The organism is Brevibacterium sp. (assembly GCF_052105255.1).
Classification (GTDB): domain Bacteria; phylum Actinomycetota; class Actinomycetes; order Actinomycetales; family Brevibacteriaceae; genus Brevibacterium; species Brevibacterium linens_B.
This window is the reverse complement of the sequence record NZ_JBQDYQ010000023.1, coordinates 1-17,606: the sequence shown is the minus strand read 5'-3', so window position 1 is coordinate 17,606 and position 17,606 is coordinate 1. Positions and strand designations below refer to the sequence as shown.

At 64.5% G+C, this 17,606-nt stretch carries 13 protein-coding genes and 1 pseudogene; 4 read left to right on the top strand and 10 right to left on the bottom strand.

The window, feature by feature from the left end:
* Positions 1-101 precede the first annotated feature (101 nt).
* Positions 102-332, top strand: coding sequence for a hypothetical protein (locus ACTIIH_RS08395; RefSeq protein WP_441451403.1), 231 nt, complete (start codon positions 102-104; stop codon positions 330-332).
* Between the two features lie 69 nt (positions 333-401).
* Here ACTIIH_RS08395 and ACTIIH_RS08390 read toward each other — a convergent pair whose 3' ends face one another.
* The 6 genes and pseudogenes from ACTIIH_RS08390 to ACTIIH_RS08365 form a co-directional block, all read right to left on the bottom strand.
* Positions 402-1,874, bottom strand: a complete 1,473-nt coding sequence (locus ACTIIH_RS08390) for an amino acid permease (RefSeq protein WP_441451402.1) — start codon at positions 1,872-1,874, stop codon at positions 402-404.
* 294 nt (positions 1,875-2,168) lie between these two features.
* A complete protein-coding gene (locus ACTIIH_RS08385) occupies positions 2,169-2,744 on the bottom strand; it encodes a GNAT family N-acetyltransferase (RefSeq protein WP_441451401.1) in 576 nt (191 codons plus the stop codon).
* A gap of 93 nt (positions 2,745-2,837) precedes the next feature.
* Complete coding sequence (locus tag ACTIIH_RS08380; protein WP_441451425.1) at positions 2,838-4,100, bottom strand: alkaline phosphatase; 1,263 nt, start codon at positions 4,098-4,100, stop codon at positions 2,838-2,840.
* Between the two features lie 36 nt (positions 4,101-4,136).
* Positions 4,137-4,263 (bottom strand): annotated as a pseudogene (locus ACTIIH_RS08375) (alkaline phosphatase); the annotation flags it as partial.
* Positions 4,264-4,489: 226 nt separating this feature from the next.
* Positions 4,490-5,632 carry an ABC transporter permease gene (locus tag ACTIIH_RS08370; protein WP_441451400.1) on the bottom strand — a complete coding sequence of 381 codons (1,143 nt, stop codon included), beginning with the start codon at positions 5,630-5,632 and terminating at the stop codon, positions 4,490-4,492.
* Complete coding sequence (locus tag ACTIIH_RS08365; RefSeq protein ID WP_441451399.1) at positions 5,629-6,516, bottom strand: ABC transporter ATP-binding protein; 888 nt, start codon at positions 6,514-6,516, stop codon at positions 5,629-5,631. Before ACTIIH_RS08365 ends, ACTIIH_RS08370 begins: the two co-directional genes overlap by 4 nt.
* A 779-nt stretch (positions 6,517-7,295) precedes the next feature.
* Here ACTIIH_RS08365 and ACTIIH_RS08360 point away from each other — a divergent pair.
* Genes ACTIIH_RS08360 through ACTIIH_RS08350 form a run of 3 tightly spaced genes read left to right on the top strand, consistent with a single transcriptional unit; the run spans position 7,296 to position 11,668 of the window.
* Positions 7,296-9,251, top strand: a complete 1,956-nt coding sequence (locus tag ACTIIH_RS08360; RefSeq protein ID WP_441451398.1) for a SpaA isopeptide-forming pilin-related protein — start codon at positions 7,296-7,298, stop codon at positions 9,249-9,251.
* Between the two features lie 9 nt (positions 9,252-9,260).
* The gene (locus ACTIIH_RS08355; RefSeq protein WP_441451397.1) at positions 9,261-10,652 is read left to right on the top strand and encodes a SpaH/EbpB family LPXTG-anchored major pilin; all 1,392 of its coding nucleotides are present in this window, start codon (positions 9,261-9,263) and stop codon (positions 10,650-10,652) included.
* Entirely contained in the window at positions 10,649-11,668 is a 1,020-nt protein-coding gene (locus ACTIIH_RS08350) for a class C sortase (RefSeq protein WP_441451396.1), read from the top strand. The genes ACTIIH_RS08355 and ACTIIH_RS08350 overlap by 4 nt, the downstream gene beginning before the upstream one ends.
* Here the strand turns inward: ACTIIH_RS08350 and ACTIIH_RS08345 are convergent.
* From ACTIIH_RS08345 to ACTIIH_RS08330, 4 genes are all read right to left on the bottom strand, one after another.
* Positions 11,640-14,318: a helix-turn-helix transcriptional regulator gene (locus ACTIIH_RS08345; protein ID WP_441451395.1), complete on the bottom strand. Its 2,679-nt coding sequence runs from the start codon at positions 14,316-14,318 to the stop codon at positions 11,640-11,642. The genes ACTIIH_RS08350 and ACTIIH_RS08345 overlap by 29 nt on opposite strands.
* Before the next feature lie 263 nt (positions 14,319-14,581).
* A complete protein-coding gene (locus tag ACTIIH_RS08340; protein WP_441451394.1) occupies positions 14,582-15,238 on the bottom strand; it encodes a response regulator in 657 nt (218 codons plus the stop codon).
* Positions 15,235-16,623, bottom strand: a complete 1,389-nt coding sequence (locus ACTIIH_RS08335) for a histidine kinase (protein ID WP_441451393.1) — start codon at positions 16,621-16,623, stop codon at positions 15,235-15,237. The genes ACTIIH_RS08340 and ACTIIH_RS08335 overlap by 4 nt, the downstream gene beginning before the upstream one ends.
* A gap of 132 nt (positions 16,624-16,755) precedes the next feature.
* Positions 16,756-17,606: anti-sigma factor domain-containing protein (locus ACTIIH_RS08330; RefSeq protein WP_441451392.1), on the bottom strand; the 851-nt coding region annotated here is incomplete at its 5' end.

Here is a 17,606-nt window from a genome sequence, read left to right as displayed (position 1 = left end):
CCCGGCATTCGGTCTCCTCGCCGCGGTGCAGACGGCCGTGGCCGTCGGTTACGCCACCCTGGTGTGCGGCCTCAAGATCGAAGGCTCGGTCGTCCTGCTCTTTGTCATCGCATCTGCTCGGCGGAATCTTCCTGCCCCGCGATCGGCTGCCCGATGTGCTCGAGGTGATCGGTGACTGGCTGCCGCGCTCACATGCGATCGACGCCCTCAAAGCGGTGTCGGCGGGTGCCGAAGATGACGGCTATATCTGGCTGCGGGTGCTGTTCATCGGCTGCTGGATCGTCGGAGCGATCATCGTCGGGTCGCTGACTCTGCGCCGTCGTACGCCGTAGGAAAAGGTCGCTGGACATCGGTGAGGTTCGGCGGCGGCCTCAGGCGGTCGGTCACGTCGAAACTGGGTGTCAGTTCTTTCCGGACTCGATCGGTTCCGTGCGGTCGATGAGGTCGAAGGGCTTGCGGCCCTGCCCGCGGACGAACGCGATGTAGCACAGCCACAGTGCCGCCACCCACAGCAGACCGACCCACAGGGCCGGGCGGGAATCGGGGACGACCCCGATCATGACGACGATGAAGACGATGAACGCGAGCGTCACCCACGACCCCACCGGCCACAGCGGAACAGGGAATTCGCTGGGAAGGCGGGCCTCCTCGGCGATCACCTTCTTCATCCGGATATGGGCGACGAGGATGATCAGCCAGACGAGGACCGTGGCGAAGGTCGCGAGCGCGCCGAGGAGGAACAGCGCCTGATCGGGGTAGAGGTAATTGAGGACGACGCCGGCCAGGAGGGCGATGATCATCGTGATCACGGTCATCACCGGCACGCCATTGCGGGAGGTGCGGGCGAAGGACCGTGGAGCTTGCCCCTGTTCGGCAAGGCCGTGGAGCATCCGTCCGGCGCCGAAGATATCGGCGTTCATGGCGGACAGGGCAGCGGTGATGAGGACGACCTGGAGGATGGCGGCGGCCGCGGTGAAGCCGACGGAGTCGAAGATCGCCACGAAGGGACTGATCTCGGAGGTGATCTGATTCCACGGCAGGATGCACATGATGACGCCGAGGGTGAGGACGTAGAAGAGGAGGATGCGCACCGGCACCGAGTTGATCGCGGCCGGGATCACCTGCTTCGGATTCTTTGCCTCACCAGCGGTGACGCCGATGATCTCGACGCCGCCGAAGGCGAACATGACGATGGTGAACGACGAGAGCAGACCCCAGAACCCGTTGGGGAAGAAGCCGCCGTTGTGGAACAGCGCCTGCGGCCCCATCTGGTCGTGGTCGGCGATGCCGAAGCCGACGATGATGATGGCGACGCCGGCGACGATGAGGATGATGATCGCGGCGATCTTGATGAGCGCGAACCAGAATTCCAGCTCACCGAAGACCTTGACGCCGAGCATGTTGATCGCGGCGATGAAGAATACGACGGCGAGCACCCAGATCCAGCGGGGCACGTCCGGGAACCAGAAGCCCATGTAGACACCGATCGCTGTGGCATCGAAGACGGCGACGAGGACCATTTCGAAGACGAACGTCCAGCCGACGAGGAAGCCGGCGAAGGGGTGGATGTAGCGGGAGGCATACTGGCCGAAGGACCCGGAGACGGGGTGGCGGACGACGAGTTCCCCGAGGGCGCGCATGACCATGAAAACGGCGGCGCCGCCGATGATATAGGCGAGCAGAACTGCCGGTCCTGCGGCTTGGATCGACTCGGAGGAGCCCATGAAGAGGCCGGTGCCGATGGCCGATCCGAGGGCCATGAAGCGGATGTGGCGGGCGGTCAGGCCTCTTTTGAGGCCGGCGTTCTCTTCATGTTCGTTCGCGGTTTCGTCTCTGGGGAACGCCTCGTTGCGGTCGCTGCCGGCTGGAGCCATCGGTGTCTGCTGTCCTCTTCTCTCTGCTGCCCATGGCCATGCTGGCCCACGTGATCGACGGACCCGGCTCCACGGCCATCTCAGATTCTCACACCGCCAGGGCGAGCGAATACGGAAGCTGGCGCAAAGAGTCCGAGATCTCACAGAATCGGGTCGGGCCGGGGTCTGACGGGCGGTCGCAAGGGCGACAACGCAGGTTCCAAACGTGTATTAGATGTGGTTCCAGATGTATAGTAGCGCCGGTTTTCTCCCCGAGTTTCAGCGTTTCACGATGTCATAGATGAGGCGGAGCAGTCAGGCTGTCTGCCGATCACTGGAGAGCATTCCGAAGATGAGGGTGTCGGTCCATTCGCCCTTCGACCACCAGTCCTTGCGCAGGTGCGCTTCCTCCCGCATCCCGATCCTGCGAGCCAATTTCGCCGAGGCGGTGTTCCGAGCATCCATCTGCGCAAACACTCGGTGAAGTCCGTAATGGTCGAACGCGACGTTGAGCACGGCGATGGCCGCCTCGGTGGCGAAGCCGTGACCGCCGGCTGCGGGATCGAGGATCCACCCGATCTCCGCCTTCTCATCACTTCCCGCTTCGAGCCAGATCGCGATATCGCCGATGACGCGTGACCCCTCGATGTCTTCGAGCCCGTCGGCGGTCTCGATGACCAGGGCCAGGCCACGGGATTCGGTTTCGAGCCCCGTGCGATGCATCCGTTCGGCGACCTGTGCCCGGGCCACCTCGGCGGTCCAGGGATCCTCGAGGAGGAATCGGGAGACGTCATCGCGGGAATAGATGGGAAGGTGCGTCTCGGCGTCGGACTCGCGATATGTGCGCAGCCGCAGTCGATCGGTGGTCAGCGGGAGTTCGAGTGGTTCCATGAGCCTAGACTGCCAGGTCGACCTGTGGAGACGACGAACGATGCCGGACGCTTCGCTGGGAAGCGTCCGGCACCGTTCGCAGTCGGGCTGGTGTCAGGCGGGGAGGATTCTGCGGCGCTTAGCCATGCGGATCAGGGCCGATCCGCCGATGATTGCGGCCACTCCGAAAAAGATCGCGGCACCGATCTCGACGCCGGTGCGCGGCAGGGTTCCGCCGCCACCGCCGGCCAGACCGGGACCTTCGTCACCGCCGCCGGTCGAGGCATTGCCTTCGCCGCCTTCGGAACCGCCGTTGCCGCCGGCACCGCCTCCGGCGGAATCAGACGACCCGTTGGCGTCCTCGGATGCGTTCGAGTCATCGGTCCCTGCCGCACCGTCATTGCCGCCGGCAGCGGACGAGCCCGCGGCATCGTCGGAGCCGTTCGCATCATCGGATCCGGCCGAGTCGTCATTGCCGTTCGCGTCATCGCCCGGGTCGCCGGGCACTTGGGCGTCGGGGTCGAGTCCCAGACCGTCCGCGATCGTGAAGTGCATGTCGGTCTGGTCGGTCAGCCCGACGACATTGGCCGCGCCCGGACCGTAGGCCGCGATGCGCAGCTGCGTTCCGGTGTGGCCCTGCGACTCCTCTTCGTCAGCGGTCGCGTAGTTCATCGTCATTTCGCTGCCGTCGGCGGTGGTCAGGGTCCGGGTGAGACCCGGGGTGTCCGTACCGGCGCTGACGATCTGGCTGGTGTGAGCGTGATCGGCGGTGGTGATGACGAGGGTTTCGCCGTCCTCCTTCGCGAAGTCGAGGGCGGCCTTGACCGCCTCGTCGAGGTCGACGGTCTCACCGATCTGACCGCACGGGTTGGCCGCGTGGTCCTGCTTGTCGATGCTCGCCCCCTCGACCTGGAGGAAGAAGCCCTTGTCATTGTCGAGCAGATCGACAGCCTTGCTCGTCAGCTGGTCGAGCTTCGGCACCTCTGAGGTGCGCTCTGGGTTGTTCTTGCACTTCACAGCCGGTTCGGTGCCGCCTCCGTGCGTGGCCTTCGGTCCCTCCCAGCGAACGGGGAAATTGCCCTCTGTGAAGAGACCGAGCACCGGAGCATCTTGGTTCGCCTCGGTGATGGAGTCGAGTGAGCCGGAGTCGTTGACGAGCTGGTAGCCGCGTTCCTCCGCCTGCTCACGCAGCGTCTTGTCCTTCCAATCGCCGGCGGTGGCCTTCTGTTCGAAGGACGCTGAACCGCCGCCGAGGGTGACATCGGCGCGAGCGTTGAGGATCTGCTCGCTGATCGAGCCGAGTCCGCCGTTCTCCAGTGCCTCGTCCGCGCAGTCCTTGGCCGTTTCCTCGGGGCCGTAGCAGCCACGCTGGCTGATGTGGGCGAGCTGCGCGGCCGGAGTCCTTGTTCACCGCGTAGGTCGTGTACTGCCCGGTCAGCGGCAGTTCGTCGAGGCCGTCGAAGCGACCATGGGCGCCCTTCGCATAGTTGCGGGCGGCGGTGATCTCCGAATCGCCCATGCCGTCGCCGATGAGGAGGATGACGTTCTTTGCGCCGGAGTCCTCGACCGCGTCGCGGATGGCGTCGGTGTTGTCGCCGTCGAGTTGGCGGGCTCCGCCGGGTTCGTCGATTCCCGAAGCCTGGGCGGGGCTTGCGAATCCGAAGAGTGCGAGGCTGAGAGCGTACTCATTCGGGACCGGCGCATGAACCGATGAAGAATGGCACCTGTGAATCGGTGACAGATGGCATCGGAGCAGGCATGGCCCGTCACCGCTTCAGCGCCTGCCCCCATGACAGTTTCGGTCCCGACTTGAGGATCGAGCGCTCGAAGATCCTCGTCGCCAGCAGCAGTGCCAACAGAGTGGTGACAGCGAGGATGAGCAGCGACACCAAGGGCTCCCACCATTCGATCGTGCCGAGGAAAACGCGCATCGGCACCGCCACCGCTGCCGAGAACGGAATGTAGGACAGCACCGCCATGACCGTTTCGTTCGACGAGAAGATGATGACGCCCAAGTAGGGCAGGAAGATGAGCATCATGATCGGCGTGCTCGTCGAGGGCAGGTCCTCGGTGCGCGAGACCATCGACGCGGCTGCCGCATAGAGGGCGGCGACCATGACGAAGCCGATGACGAAGAGTGGGACGAACCAGGCGATCGGTTCGGCGACCTTGCCCAGCACCAGATCGTTTCCGCTGATGGCGGCCCCGGCGAGGACCGCGATCGCGGTGAGTCCGATCTGTGCGAAGGCGAGGATCGTGCACGCGATGACCTTGCCGAACATGAGCACCCGCGCCGAGGTGGATGCGAGCAGGATCTCCACGATCCGCGACTGCTTCTCCTCCACCACGGACGAGGCGATCGTGTTCCCGAATGTCATCGCGGCCATGAAGAACACCAGACCGAGCCCGAGCCCGATGAAATAGGTGAGCGCCGGGTCCGGGGCGTCGGGGTCGAGGAGTTCGACCTCGGGGGTGAGGCTGAGTGCCCCGATGAGCGACTCCGGTGCCGAACGCAGCGAGTAGACGGCGACCCCGGTCGGCGAATCCTGCGATTCAACGACGGCCGCGTCGACCTCCTCGGAGGTGACCAGGGACTTCGCCTCATCCGTGTTATCGACGGCGACCGTGTCGATGTCATCGATCCCCTCGACTGCCTTCGCCCCCGCCGAGGTGACGGCCACCTTGTCCGGGGAGGAGAAGAGCGAGGGCAGCGAACCGGACACACCGACGAGGACTCCGAAGAGGACAATGCTCAGGATCGTCGAGACCATGAAGGCCTTCGACTTGAGACGGACCACGATCTCGCGTTCGATGACGAGTCCCATGGCGGTGGTGAAGCCGGCACGGCTCGTGGCAGTGCGGGCTGTGGGGGTGCTGTCGGCTGCGGTGGTCGTCTCGGTGCTGCTCATGACTGCGTGACCTCCTGGAAGAGACGGTTGAGGGCAACGTCGTGCGGGCCGAATGACGTCACCGAGGACACGGTCAGCGCTTGGCGCAGAACCGTCTCGGCGGCATCGGCAGTCGGGGCCATGAACCGGACCCAACTGCCGTCGAGTTCGACGACGGAGATATCGGGCAGGCCGCGCACCCACCCGAGGTCGGCATCGGTCTGCAGTGTCCACTCGGGCAGGCTGCGCTGACGGCGCAGTTCCGTGGTGGTTCCGGCTGCGACGAGGCGGCCGTCGTTGATGATGACGAGATCGTCGACGAGGCGTTCGACGAGGTCGAGCTGGTGACTGGAGAAGAGGACCGGGGCGCCGGAGGAGGCGAACGAGGTGAGGACGCCGAGGGTGCGCTCGACGGCGGCGGGGTCGAGACCGGAGAACGGTTCATCGAGGACGAGGGCCTGCGGGTCGTGGATGAGGGCCGCGGCGATCTGGACCTTCTGCTGATTGCCGAGGCTGACTGATTCGAGGGTCTCGGTGGGTTCGCCCTTGAGGTCGAGCTGCTCGAGTAGATCGAGACCGCGCTTCTTCGCTTCCTGTCGAGTGAGCCCGTGGAAGCGGGCCAAGTAGATGAGCTGGTCGATGATGGGCATCTTGGGGTAGAGGCCGCGTTCTTCGGGCATGTAGCCGATTGCACTGCGGTGGCTTGCGGTGATCGGGGTGCCGTCGACGAGGATGCGCCCGGAATCGGCGGCAAGGACGCCGAGGATGATCCGCATGGTCGTGGTCTTGCCGGACCCGTTCGAGCCGACGAAGCCGGTCATTCGGCCGTCGCCGATGTCGAAGCTGAGGTCGTGCAGCACCTGCTTGCCGCCGAAGCTGCGGTTGATGTTCTCCAGAGTGATCATGTCTCAATGCTATGTGGGGACCGGTGCGAGCGGATCAGCCGAACGGGTGAATTTGCGGCCCTGCCTGCGGGGGAGAAGCACTCGACAGATGGTTCAGTGATTGAAAGTCGAACTACTGACTAGTCGAAACCGAAACTACTCAGGTGGGTCCCGACTACGTGACTATTGCTGAAGAGCGGGGTCTGAGCAATGTAGTTAAGCACGCAATTCCATAGGTTGATGGAGTTCGAGCAGCTCCTCTCTCCCCATCCCCGAAATCGATCGCACTCTGTCATGCGCGGTCAGGGATTCGAAGCGAGCTGAATCACTATGTTCGACTTCGAAATGAGGAATGTATGACCCGGGTAGGTCTGCGCGTGCGCGCCTGGTGGGCTGCACTCACTGCTGTGCTCATGGTCGCCGCTGGCGGCGCCATCGTGCTGCCGGCCGCTCCGGTCCAGGCAGCCCCAGTGTCGATCAGCTGTGAGCCAGGCCTCGTATATTCGGCGTCATCGAACGGACAGTTGCGAAAGGTGACGGCTGCTGGCTCGACAGATGTCGGCGACAACGCCACGAAACAAGAAAGGTACTGGACCTTTCTCGGCTGGCGGTATCGAGAGGTTGACGTTGCGTCGTTCAACGGCCTTGGAATCGGCAAGAACGGGTCCCCAATCTATGCATACGAGCGGACATATTCTGCACAGACAGTAGAGATCTATCAGTTCGATTCATCGTCGGGTTCATGGGCGACGACGGGGGCAGCGCACACGAAGAAAGGTGTCCAGTTCATCGGCGGTGCAGTGAGCCTGTCGACAGGCATCTATCACTTCGGTGGATTCAATTCCGGAGGAACGGCATTCAGCCTCTATTCCTACGATCCTTCGAACAACCGCATCTCATTCAAGGGCACCGTCAATACCAGTGCTGACTCAGGCGGAGTTGCTAACGGGGACATCGCGTTCGATACAGACGGGAACTTATTCATCATTCGCGGTTCGGGATCAACCACAACAGTCTTTTCGGTAACCGCAGCAAACCTCGCAAATGCGTCGGGCGGAGCGATCCCCGCAGCAAAATCTGCTGGATTCATCACAAACCCGAACGTCAACGGAGTCGCGTTCGACGCTGCGGGTAAGGCCTACCTCGGCACTGGTGACACCATCACCAGCTACGACATGCCCAACTGGTCGAACAAACAGTCGTTCGCCAGTGGCACATTGTCGAGCACCGACCTAGCATCATGCTCGTCCCCAGCGACCATTACGCTCCAGAAGGATGTTCAGGGCGGACGCGCGAAGGCGGACGACCAGTTCGGACTCTCTCTCAAGCAGGGCGGCACCGAACTCGGAACTGCGACAACCACCGGGTCGGCAACGGGAATCCAGGAAGAGATCGTTGGTCCTCTCCCGGCTAAGCGCGGCGCGGTCATCAGCTTCTCCGAAACGGCCGAGAACGGGGCCGTGTTGGGCGACTATGCCAGCAGCTTTGCCTGCAGGGTCGACGACAAGCCGATGAGTGGTGTCTCGGGCAAGGGTTCGTCCGGCACCGTCACCATTCCGAACACAGGCGAAGCTGTCGTCTGCACGATCACGAATGCTCCGCTGACCGCCAACGTCTCGATCCACAAGGACGTCGTCGACGAGAACGGTGAGAACAAGAAGCCCGGCAAGGACTGGACAGTTGGCGCGAAAGCGACGGCCACAACCGACTCGGTGACCTCGGCTCCGACGGCAGCCACGCAGAAGACCGACGCGAACGGCAATGCGAAATGGGGACTGAAGTTCTCGAAGACCACCGGTCGGGCCACCGTTGCGATCTCCGAAACCCAGCAGGACGGGTTTGAGTTCAAGGGCGGCAGCTGCGACATCACTCGAATCGACGGGTCCAAGACCACGACGAAGCTCACGAGCGACAAGAGCACCGACCTTACCGGCATCAAGCCCGGCGACAACGTCGACTGCACCTACCTCAACAAGGTCAGCGACACCGCACTGACCCTAGTGAAGAAGGTCGACAACAAAGCCGCCGCCGGCACTGCCAAAGACACCGACTGGACGCTCAAGGCCGCCGGCGATGCCGCCTCGGGCCACAAGACGATCGAAGGCACAACCGGATCGTCCGACGTCACCAAGGCCAAGGTCAAGGCGGGCAAGTACTCGCTCTCCGAAGCCGGAACCCCAAAGGGCTACGAAGCCTCCGACTGGGTGTGCAAGCCGTCCTCCGGCTCCGGAACCGTCACCTCCGACAAGAGCTCTGTGACCTTGAAATCCGGCGACGACGTCACCTGCACCATCACGAACACCGCAAAGACCGGTGCCGTGACCTGGGGCAAGACCGACGAATCCGGCACTGCACTCAAGGGATCGGTGTGGACCCTGACCGGACCGAACGGGTCCGCAGTCGAGGTCGAGGACTGCGTGGCCGCCTCGGCGAGTGAATGCAGGGGCCCGGACAAGAACCCAGCGGCCGGGAAATTCTCGGTCACCGACCTCAAATGGGGTGACTACACGCTGACGGAGAAGAAGGCTCCGGCCGGATACATCCTCGACGAGACACCACACACGTTCACGGTCTCCGGATCCGATCTCGACAAGTCGCTCGGGTCGTACACGAATGAGCAGAAGCCCCAAGTGGCGCTGCCGCTCACGGGTGGAACCGGAAGCCAGATCTACCTCATCGGCGGAGCAGCACTGCTCACCGCCGCCGGTGCCATCGCACTTCTCAAGGGCCTGCGCCGCAGGAACCGGAAACACTGAAAGGGAAAAATGAAAACGAAGAAACTCGGTCTTCTGCGGCGTCTGACCGCGGTGGCTGCGATCGCCTCGCTGAGCGTGCTCGGCATGGCCGGCACGGCGCAGGCCGACAGCAACGTGGGCAACATCGATACCGGCAGGACCGGTTCGATCATCATCCACAAGTACGACGGCGCCTACGGCACCGACGGCGGTGACGGTTCGGTGAAGACCGACACCTCGAACCTCGGCTCCCCGCTCGACGGCGCGGAGTTCACGGTCGAGCAGGTCACGGCCAAGGGCAGCGAGGCCATCGACCTGAAGACCCCCGAGGGCTGGGACCTCATCGACGGTCTCAAAGCCTCTGAGGTCGAAGCCGGTGATTTCGACACCACAGTGGTGGACTCCAAGACCACCGCAAACGGCGGTCTCGCGACCTTCGAGGGACTGCCCCTGGGCCTCTACCTCGTTACCGAAACGAAGGCCCCGGCGAACGCCACGTCGACGACCGATCCGTTCCTCGTCACCCTGCCGCTGTCGCAGTCGGGCGGCAAGTGGCTCTACGACGTCAACGTCTATCCGAAGAACTCGGTGAACAACACCGAGCCGACCAAGGAGGTCTCGAACCCCTCGGCACCCATCCTCGGCTCGACCGTCGACTGGACGATCACCGCACCGGTTCCGGCCGCGAACAACGGCATCAAGAAGTTCTCGATCATCGACCAGCTCGACCCGCGGTTGAGCTATGTGTCGGCCAAGGTCGCCGGTTTCACCGAAGGCACCGACTACACGATCGACGACAACGGTCAGACAATCACCATCAACTTCACCGCGACCGGAATCGGCAAGCTCGAGACCGGGCAGAAGGTCGTCGCGACGATCACCACGAAGGTCTCGACGACGGTCGACCAGGGCGACGGCACCATCGAGAACACCGCCCTGGTCAACACCAACGATTCGAAGGTCGAGACCCCGGCAGTGAGCACGAACTGGGGCTCGCTGCAGATCATCAAGCACGTCGCCGGGGACCCGGCGCATACCCTCGGCGGAGCCGAGTTCGACATCTTCTCCGACAAGGACGGGCAGAACAAGGTCGCGTCGGTGAAGACCGAAGCTGACGGCACTGTTTCGACCACACTGTGGGTCGGCAACAACGATGCCACCGAGAAGAACTACTGGGTCAAGGAGACGAAGGCTCCGACCGGTTACATCCTCGATGACTCGCTCAACGAGGTCACCGTGAAGGCCGGTGAGACCGCTGCCGCCGTCAAGTACGAGTTCGCCAACACCCAGCAGGGGCATCCCGACCTGCCGTTGACCGGTGCTGACGGCAAGCTGCTGGCCATGATTGCCGGTATCGGCCTCATGCTCATCGCCGGTGGTGCAGGAATCGTTGTGGCGAACCGCCGCAAGAACCAGGTGTGACCCACTCACCTGACGGCAGGCAGTCCGCTGAGACTGCCGTGCCGGGCACGACCACGCGGCGTCCGTCCACCGACGGGCGCCGCTGGCGCGCGCCCATCCTCTCGCTCATCATCGCGCTCATTGCGCTGACAGGTTTAAGCATCTGGACGTATCCGAGTGCGGCGGCGTGGTTCTCCCAGCTCGACCAGTCGAAGATCATCGACAATGCGGCCGGCGTGACCGAAGGCGGCAAGGCAGACAACGCTCGGCAGATCGCGCTTGCCCACAAGTACAACGACGCTCTCGAATCCGGTGCTCAGCTCGAGTCGAATCATCGGTTGCCTTCAGGCAGCGGCACCTCGGCCGCCGGCGCCCCGGCGTACGAGGATGTGCTTGTTGACGGCGGACCCGGAGTGATGACCCGGCTGCGGATTCCCTCCATCGAGGTCGACCTGCCCGTCTACCACGGCACCGACGACGCGACCCTGCTCAAAGGGCTCGGCCACCTCGAAGGCACCAGCCTGCCCGTGGGCGGAAAAGGCACCCATTCGGTCATCACCGGCCACCGCGGACTCGCCGATGCGACCATGTTCACGAACCTCGACAAGGTCGGCAAGGGCGACCGATTCACACTCACGACCTTCGGGCAGGTGCTCAGCTATCAGGTCATCAAGACTCAAGTCGTCGACCCCGACGAAACCGAATCCCTGGGCACGATCTCCGACCGTGACCTCGTCACCCTCGTGACCTGCACGCCCTTGGGCATCAACTCCCAGCGGATTCTCGTCACCGCCGAACGTGTCTACCCGACCCCCGCCGCCGACCAGGAATCAGGGCTCGCGGAATCCGATCTGCCCGGGTTCCCCTGGTGGATCGTGATCATGGCCGCAGGCCTCGCAGCCGCCGGAATCTACGTCTGGTGGTCAGGTCGACCCGTGCGACCGAAAGGCGGGGAGCCGGTGACCGATACCCCCGCCGAGGCGGCAGGTCAGTTCGGGACGAAGAGGGCTAAGCCCCCGTCCGGCCCACGTCACTGAGTCTGCCGGTATCGCGAAGTGCGAGCATAAGCTTCGGGATGTCCCGGCGCCGTTCGGCACCGAGCTTCGCTCGAGCCTGCAGCACATGCGATTCGACCGTACGCACCGACAGGACGAGGCGCTGACTGATCTGGACATTCGTCAGTCCCTCAGCGACGAGCCGGCATACCTCGAGCTCTCGTTCGGTCAAGGTGACGGTCGGAGCCGCTGTGTCGGAGATCGCCGTGTCCTCGCGCGATTGCGGATCCTCTGGCGGCGTGGCCGCTCGCTGACGCAGCGCGTCGAGCGCTGCGCCGGCCACGCGTGCGCGGGAACTGAGACGCTGAGCGAGGAACAGCGCTCTGGCCTCGGCGAATGCTTGGCGGGCTGCACCTATGTAACCGACGGACCGCAGGCTCCGACCGGCGGCCAGGAGCGCCTCGGCGTCCTCATCGGCCAAGGCATCGAGATGCCGGCGTGCGGCCCGGGGGCCCGGCAGGCTCAGGTCAGCGGCTTCGTCCGGAAGGGTCTCACGCGCCTCGGCGGCGGTGATGGTGCCGTCGAGGACGCGCGCATGAGCGAACACGGTGTGCATCCATGCAGGCATCGGTCCGGGATTCGTCGCCCCGGGGCCCAACAAGAAGGCGGCCAGCCCATCATGGAAGCGATAACCCCGCGCCGGAGTCGAGGCATCGTTCGACGCCGCGCGATAGTAAGGGGCGCTGCTGCGCTGCCACCGTCCGAGGGTGTCGCGCAGTCCCCAACCGACGGTGAGCAGTGCAGGAGTGACCGACACTGCGACGGCCTCGTAGTCCCGAGCTGCCAAGTCGGTCTCCCCATCGAGCAGACGCTGGACGCCGATGCACCATGACGCTGTCGCATCCAGCTGCCAGCCGCTGTGCGTGGAGGCTGCACTGGCGGCTTCCAGGAGTTTGTGAGTGATGAACTCCGACCGTTGAGGTTCGATCCCGGCCAGGAGGCAATTCACCGTCGCTCCGACCAGGAAGTACCAGGCCATGGTGTAGGTGAAGCCGACCGGTTCCCCAGGACGGACGGTTGTGAGTTCGACGCAGAGTTCGTAGCCTTCTTTGGCGGCGGCGCGGAGCGCATCGGCATTGTCGGTTTTGAGGTAGTACTGGCACAGAGCCGCGTATGCGGCGAAGCGCAGGGCATCTGACGACTGCGGGGAGTCCGCGACCGCCCGCGCATCGTCGACTCGGGTCATCCCGCTCCCGGCAAACGAAGTCACGAGGTTCGCGGTGCCTGGGATGAGTGGGTCGACTTTATCCCGCAGGTGATCCGTCCACCACGAGGGCAATTCGGGCTCACCTGCCATCGCCGCGGCCGATGTGAACAGCAGCTCGAGCAGAACCGCCTCCCGATCGCAGCCCAGCGGACCATGCTCGACACCGGTTCTGACGAGTTCGATCGCTCCGGTCCGATCGCCACTCAGGAGTCGGGCTGTGATCGTCTGCAGCTCCCACTCGAGCAGCATCGGCGCATTGTCCTTCGCCGCGTCTTCGACCACATGGAGCAAGATCATCGCCTCCATCGGATCGCCGAGGCGGTTGAGGGTGCGTGCAGCCGTCAGCAGTAGTTCGGCCTGAGAGGAATCGATCTCGCGACCCCCGTTGATGATGTCGCGAGCCAGACTGATCTCTGCGGCCTCGCCGATGGGATAGCCGGCCTTCCACAGAATCGTGAGACGACGAGCGAACTTCTCCTCACCTGCAGCATCGGCCTCCCCGATGAGCTGGTTGGCCATGGCGCCGACGTGCAGCGGCGAGACCGCCACCGATGGCTGACCGCTGACCTCGAACTCCCGAGCGAGACGGAGATCAACGAGCCGGGTGACGACCGCATCCCCGAAGAGCTGTTTTGCTGTGCGCGTGGGCATCGGGCTGAGGTCGCCGAGGCGGCGAGCGGCCAGAAGCGTGGAGGCGCGCATCCGCGGATAGACCGGAGCGAACCGCGAGAGCACGCGTGAACCGAAGAACGGGGTATCCGAACTGGAGTGAGGGTAGTGGCGAGGAACCCGGAGAGGGTCCTCCTCAGCCCAGGCGACGAGGTCGGAAGCCACGAGCGGTCTGCCGGCGCACAGCGCCGCCAGGGTGCGCAGCTGAAGATCATCGAGCGGCGTCATCGGGGACAGGCCTGCCACGAGCGCCATGGACTCGCGGCCCGTGAGCGGAGCCAGGTCGACGCGTCCGATCTCCCCGGCGCTCCAACTTTCGGCGATCTGCTTGGGCACACTGTCGTCGCCCTGATGGACCAGGCGCAGCTGATCACCATCGACAAGGTAGGCGACGGGCACCCGTTTCTCGTGCAGTGCCTGGTCGATGAGGATGTTGGCTTCGGAAGTCAGCAGGTGTGCTCCGCTCATGATCCGAGGGCCTCCGCTCAGCGTGGCGTCGTCGACGAACTCGGCGACCTCCTCGGCGGTGGTGTGGGCACTCACCCGCAGCAGGGTCTGCTCGGGTCGACCGAGCGCGGCTGCGAGGAAGCGGGCGAAGTCCAAGGCTCCGTCCCCGGGGAGACAGACCACGAGGACGGACTGCCCGGAATCGAGGAAGCTGAGGATCTGCGCTGACTCGCGACTGCGTGTCGGGGCCCGGTGTACGAGTCGGTCGTAGGCGGGATCGACGGGCACGAAGCCGTCCACACTGTGCATGGAGACGTAGCCTTTCCGGTCTGCGAAGCGGAGCGGCCGTGAGGAGGCCCGTGATGCCGTTCGCCGGGGCGACCGTGAATGTGGTGGGTGGGGTCGGTGGGGAGGGATGAATAGTATTTCGCTATTTCACTAAGACGTATATCACTCCCGTTGTCGATTTCTCAAATCCTGCGTCCGCTCTCTGACCGTCGGCACCCTCCCCGAGACTGTCGATCCTCTCACCGAGGCAGCTGGTCGGGATCGGGCCGACGCCCGCTCGGCGCTCAGCCGCCGACCTTTGCGACCCCGTTTTCATACGCCCAGATCACGGCGTGGATGCGATCGCGGATGCCGAGCTTCGACAGCAGATTCGACACGTGGGTCTTCACGGTCGCTTCGCCGACGAAGAGGCCGTCGGCGATCTCGGAATTGCTGGCCCCGGTCGCGATCAGCCGCAGCACCTCGAGCTCACGGTCGGTGAGCTGCGCGAGTTCGGGCGCGCTCGGTGCCGCCGGTTCCGGGGTGGACACGGAGCGTTCGATGACTCGGCGGGTGACCTCGGGGGAGAGCAGTCCGTCTCCGACGGCCAGGGCGGTGACTGCGTCGATGAGCTGTTCGGCCTCGGCGGTCTTGAGGAGGAATCCGCTGGCGCCTGCGGCGAGAGCCCGGAATAGGAAGTCGTCTCGGTCGAAGGTGGTGAGCATGAGGACGGCTCCGGCAGCGCCGCGGCGGACGATCTCCTCTGTCGCTTCGAGCCCGTCCAGGACCGGCATCTGCACATCCATACAGATGACATCCGGCGACAGCTCGAGCGCCTGATCGATGGCGATCTTCCCATTCTCGGCCTCGCCGACGACGGCGATGCCGTCCTCGCTTTCGAGGATCGTGCGGAAGCCGGTGCGAACCATGGACTGGTCGTCGACGAGGAGGACTCGGATCATGCGGATGCCTTCGCTGGAGTATCGGGGGACGAGTGATCTGGGGTGCAGCGAGGGTAGGGGATCCGGGCACGCACGATCCAGCCGCCGCGGGATTTCGGCCCTGCCTCGAGGCTGCCGCCGAGAGCATTCATGCGTTCCCTCATGCCGACGATTCCGAGGCCCAGACCTTCGTTCTGGGGTCGTCCCTCGGTGCCGGATCGGGTCTCAGCAGAAGCAGATCGGACGGCGCCGCCGGCTGGGCGAGAATCGCTGACCTCCACCTCGAGATCGGTATTGCTGTAGCGCAGCCGCACGTCCACCTCGGCGCCGGCTCCTGCGTAACGGGAGCAGTTGGTCAGGGATTCCTGAATCACGCGATAGATCGACATCTCGGTGATCGGAGTGAGCGGGCGAGGTTCCCCGATCGTCGCGTACTCGACAGTTTGGTCGAATCGTCGCGCCCATTCGATGAGGTCCGGAAGATCGCCGAGGCTGGGATTGCCTTTCGTCGATGCCGCCGTCGCACTGCCGGCGGGTTCTTCCGCCGCATGGTCGCCGGACGCGGCGATGTCGTCCGTGGCGGCGGTGCCGTCGGTCGACGAATCCGTATCGCGCAGCGTGTAGACGAGGGCGCGGAGTTCGTCGACGGTCTCGCGGGTCGAGGATTCGATGACCTGGAGCGATTCCTTGGCTTTGTCGGGATTCCGATCGAGGCTGCGACGTGCCGCGGCAGCGTGGATGCCGACCCCGGCGATGTGGTGGGCGACTCCATCGTGGAGTTCGCGGGCGATGCGGACTCGTTCGAGATCGAGGGCCTGCCGAGTCAGCCGCTGTTCCTGTTCGCGGACTTCGTCATTGGCGGCTCGAAGGTCGGCCATGAGTCTCCGCTGCTTCCAGGCGCGGTTGCCGAAGATCCACGCTCCGCCGAAGAAGGCGACGTTCGTCAAGAAGGAGACACCGCCGGAGGCGGCGAACTGGAGAATCGTGAAATCGCCGAGAGCCCGATACTGGACGGTCAGGGACACCGCGAAGAGCACCGCCATGCCGATGCACAGCAGCAGGCGCGACCAGAAGGCGACTCTGCGGCTGCGCTGCCACGGACCGATCGAATAGATGCCCATGAACAGGACGATCTGAGAAACACCGATCTCCATGGCACTGTTGACCAAAGCCACTGAGTAGACGAGGCAGATGACGAAAGCGCTCTGGCTCGGATACCTGCGCCGATACAGCAAGGGGACGGTGAGGAGAACGGACGCAAGGCAGCAGACCCACAGAGGAGCCTTGAGAACCTGAATGCTGGAGGCGCTGTAGAGCACCGCGAAGAGCATTGAGGACACAGCCAGGCCGATGACGATGTAGACATCGCCCTTGGTGGTTCTGATGGCTTCCTCGTCCTCCGTCATCCTTCCAGCTTAGACAGCGCCGTGTCCTGCCGGTATCCACCGAAGTGGGGAATTCGCGGGCGACCACTCCCGCTGACGGCGGAGACACCGCGCGGATTCCGATGGCAGCACGAGTCCTCGATGTCGCCGAGGTCAGAGGTCGATGGCGACGATCGGATCCGTGGTCGGCTGCTTCGAGCCGCCCTCGGGTTCGACGGTGATTCCGAAGACGCTGCCGGCGGAGAACTTCTCGTCGGCGATGGTCACCGGCTCGCCCGACATCAGACCGGCGCTTTCCGGACCGTCGGCACCGATGACCCACATCTGCATCGACTTTCCGGCCGGTGGCCGCCCGATGTCTTTCGGACTGAGCCGGATGAGCTGCTCGCTCTCGGAGGAGAGCACGGTGACGGAGCCGCCCTCCGGCATGTCTGCGGTGCTCGTCTTCAGGTCGCTGGCTTCCATGAGGCGAGCCGAGTCATCGAGCTGCTGCTGGGTCGCGGCCAAGTCTTCTTCCAGCTCGTTCTGCCGCTGGTTCTGCTGCCAGACGGTCGCACCGAGACCTGCGGCGACGACGATCGCCGCCGCGGCCGCCACCCAGGGCATCCAGGAACCGCGGCCGGACCGCAGCTCATCGCTGTCCTCAGCGCGCGCGTCGGGTCGGCGGGCCTCCCGATGCTCGCTGAGCGATGTCGGTGCGGGTGGTGCATCCGATGCGTTCGGTGGGGCCGAAACTTCAGCGGTCGGTGGGGTCTCTGCCGCCGAGGATGACTCCCGGGCCGACTCCTGCTCATGGTTGTCGGGGATGCTGAGAATCGCCTCTCGAGTCGCCGCGCTGAGCTCGACCGGTTCATCGGATTCGGCGGCGTCGGCCATGACGTCGGAATAGGCGGCGACTTCGGCACGGAATTCGGGGTCGGCATCGGCCAGCGCCTGAGCCTCTGCGAGCTCTGAGTCGCTGAGCCCGCCGAGGGCCAGCCCGGCAGCCAGATAGTCACGATCTG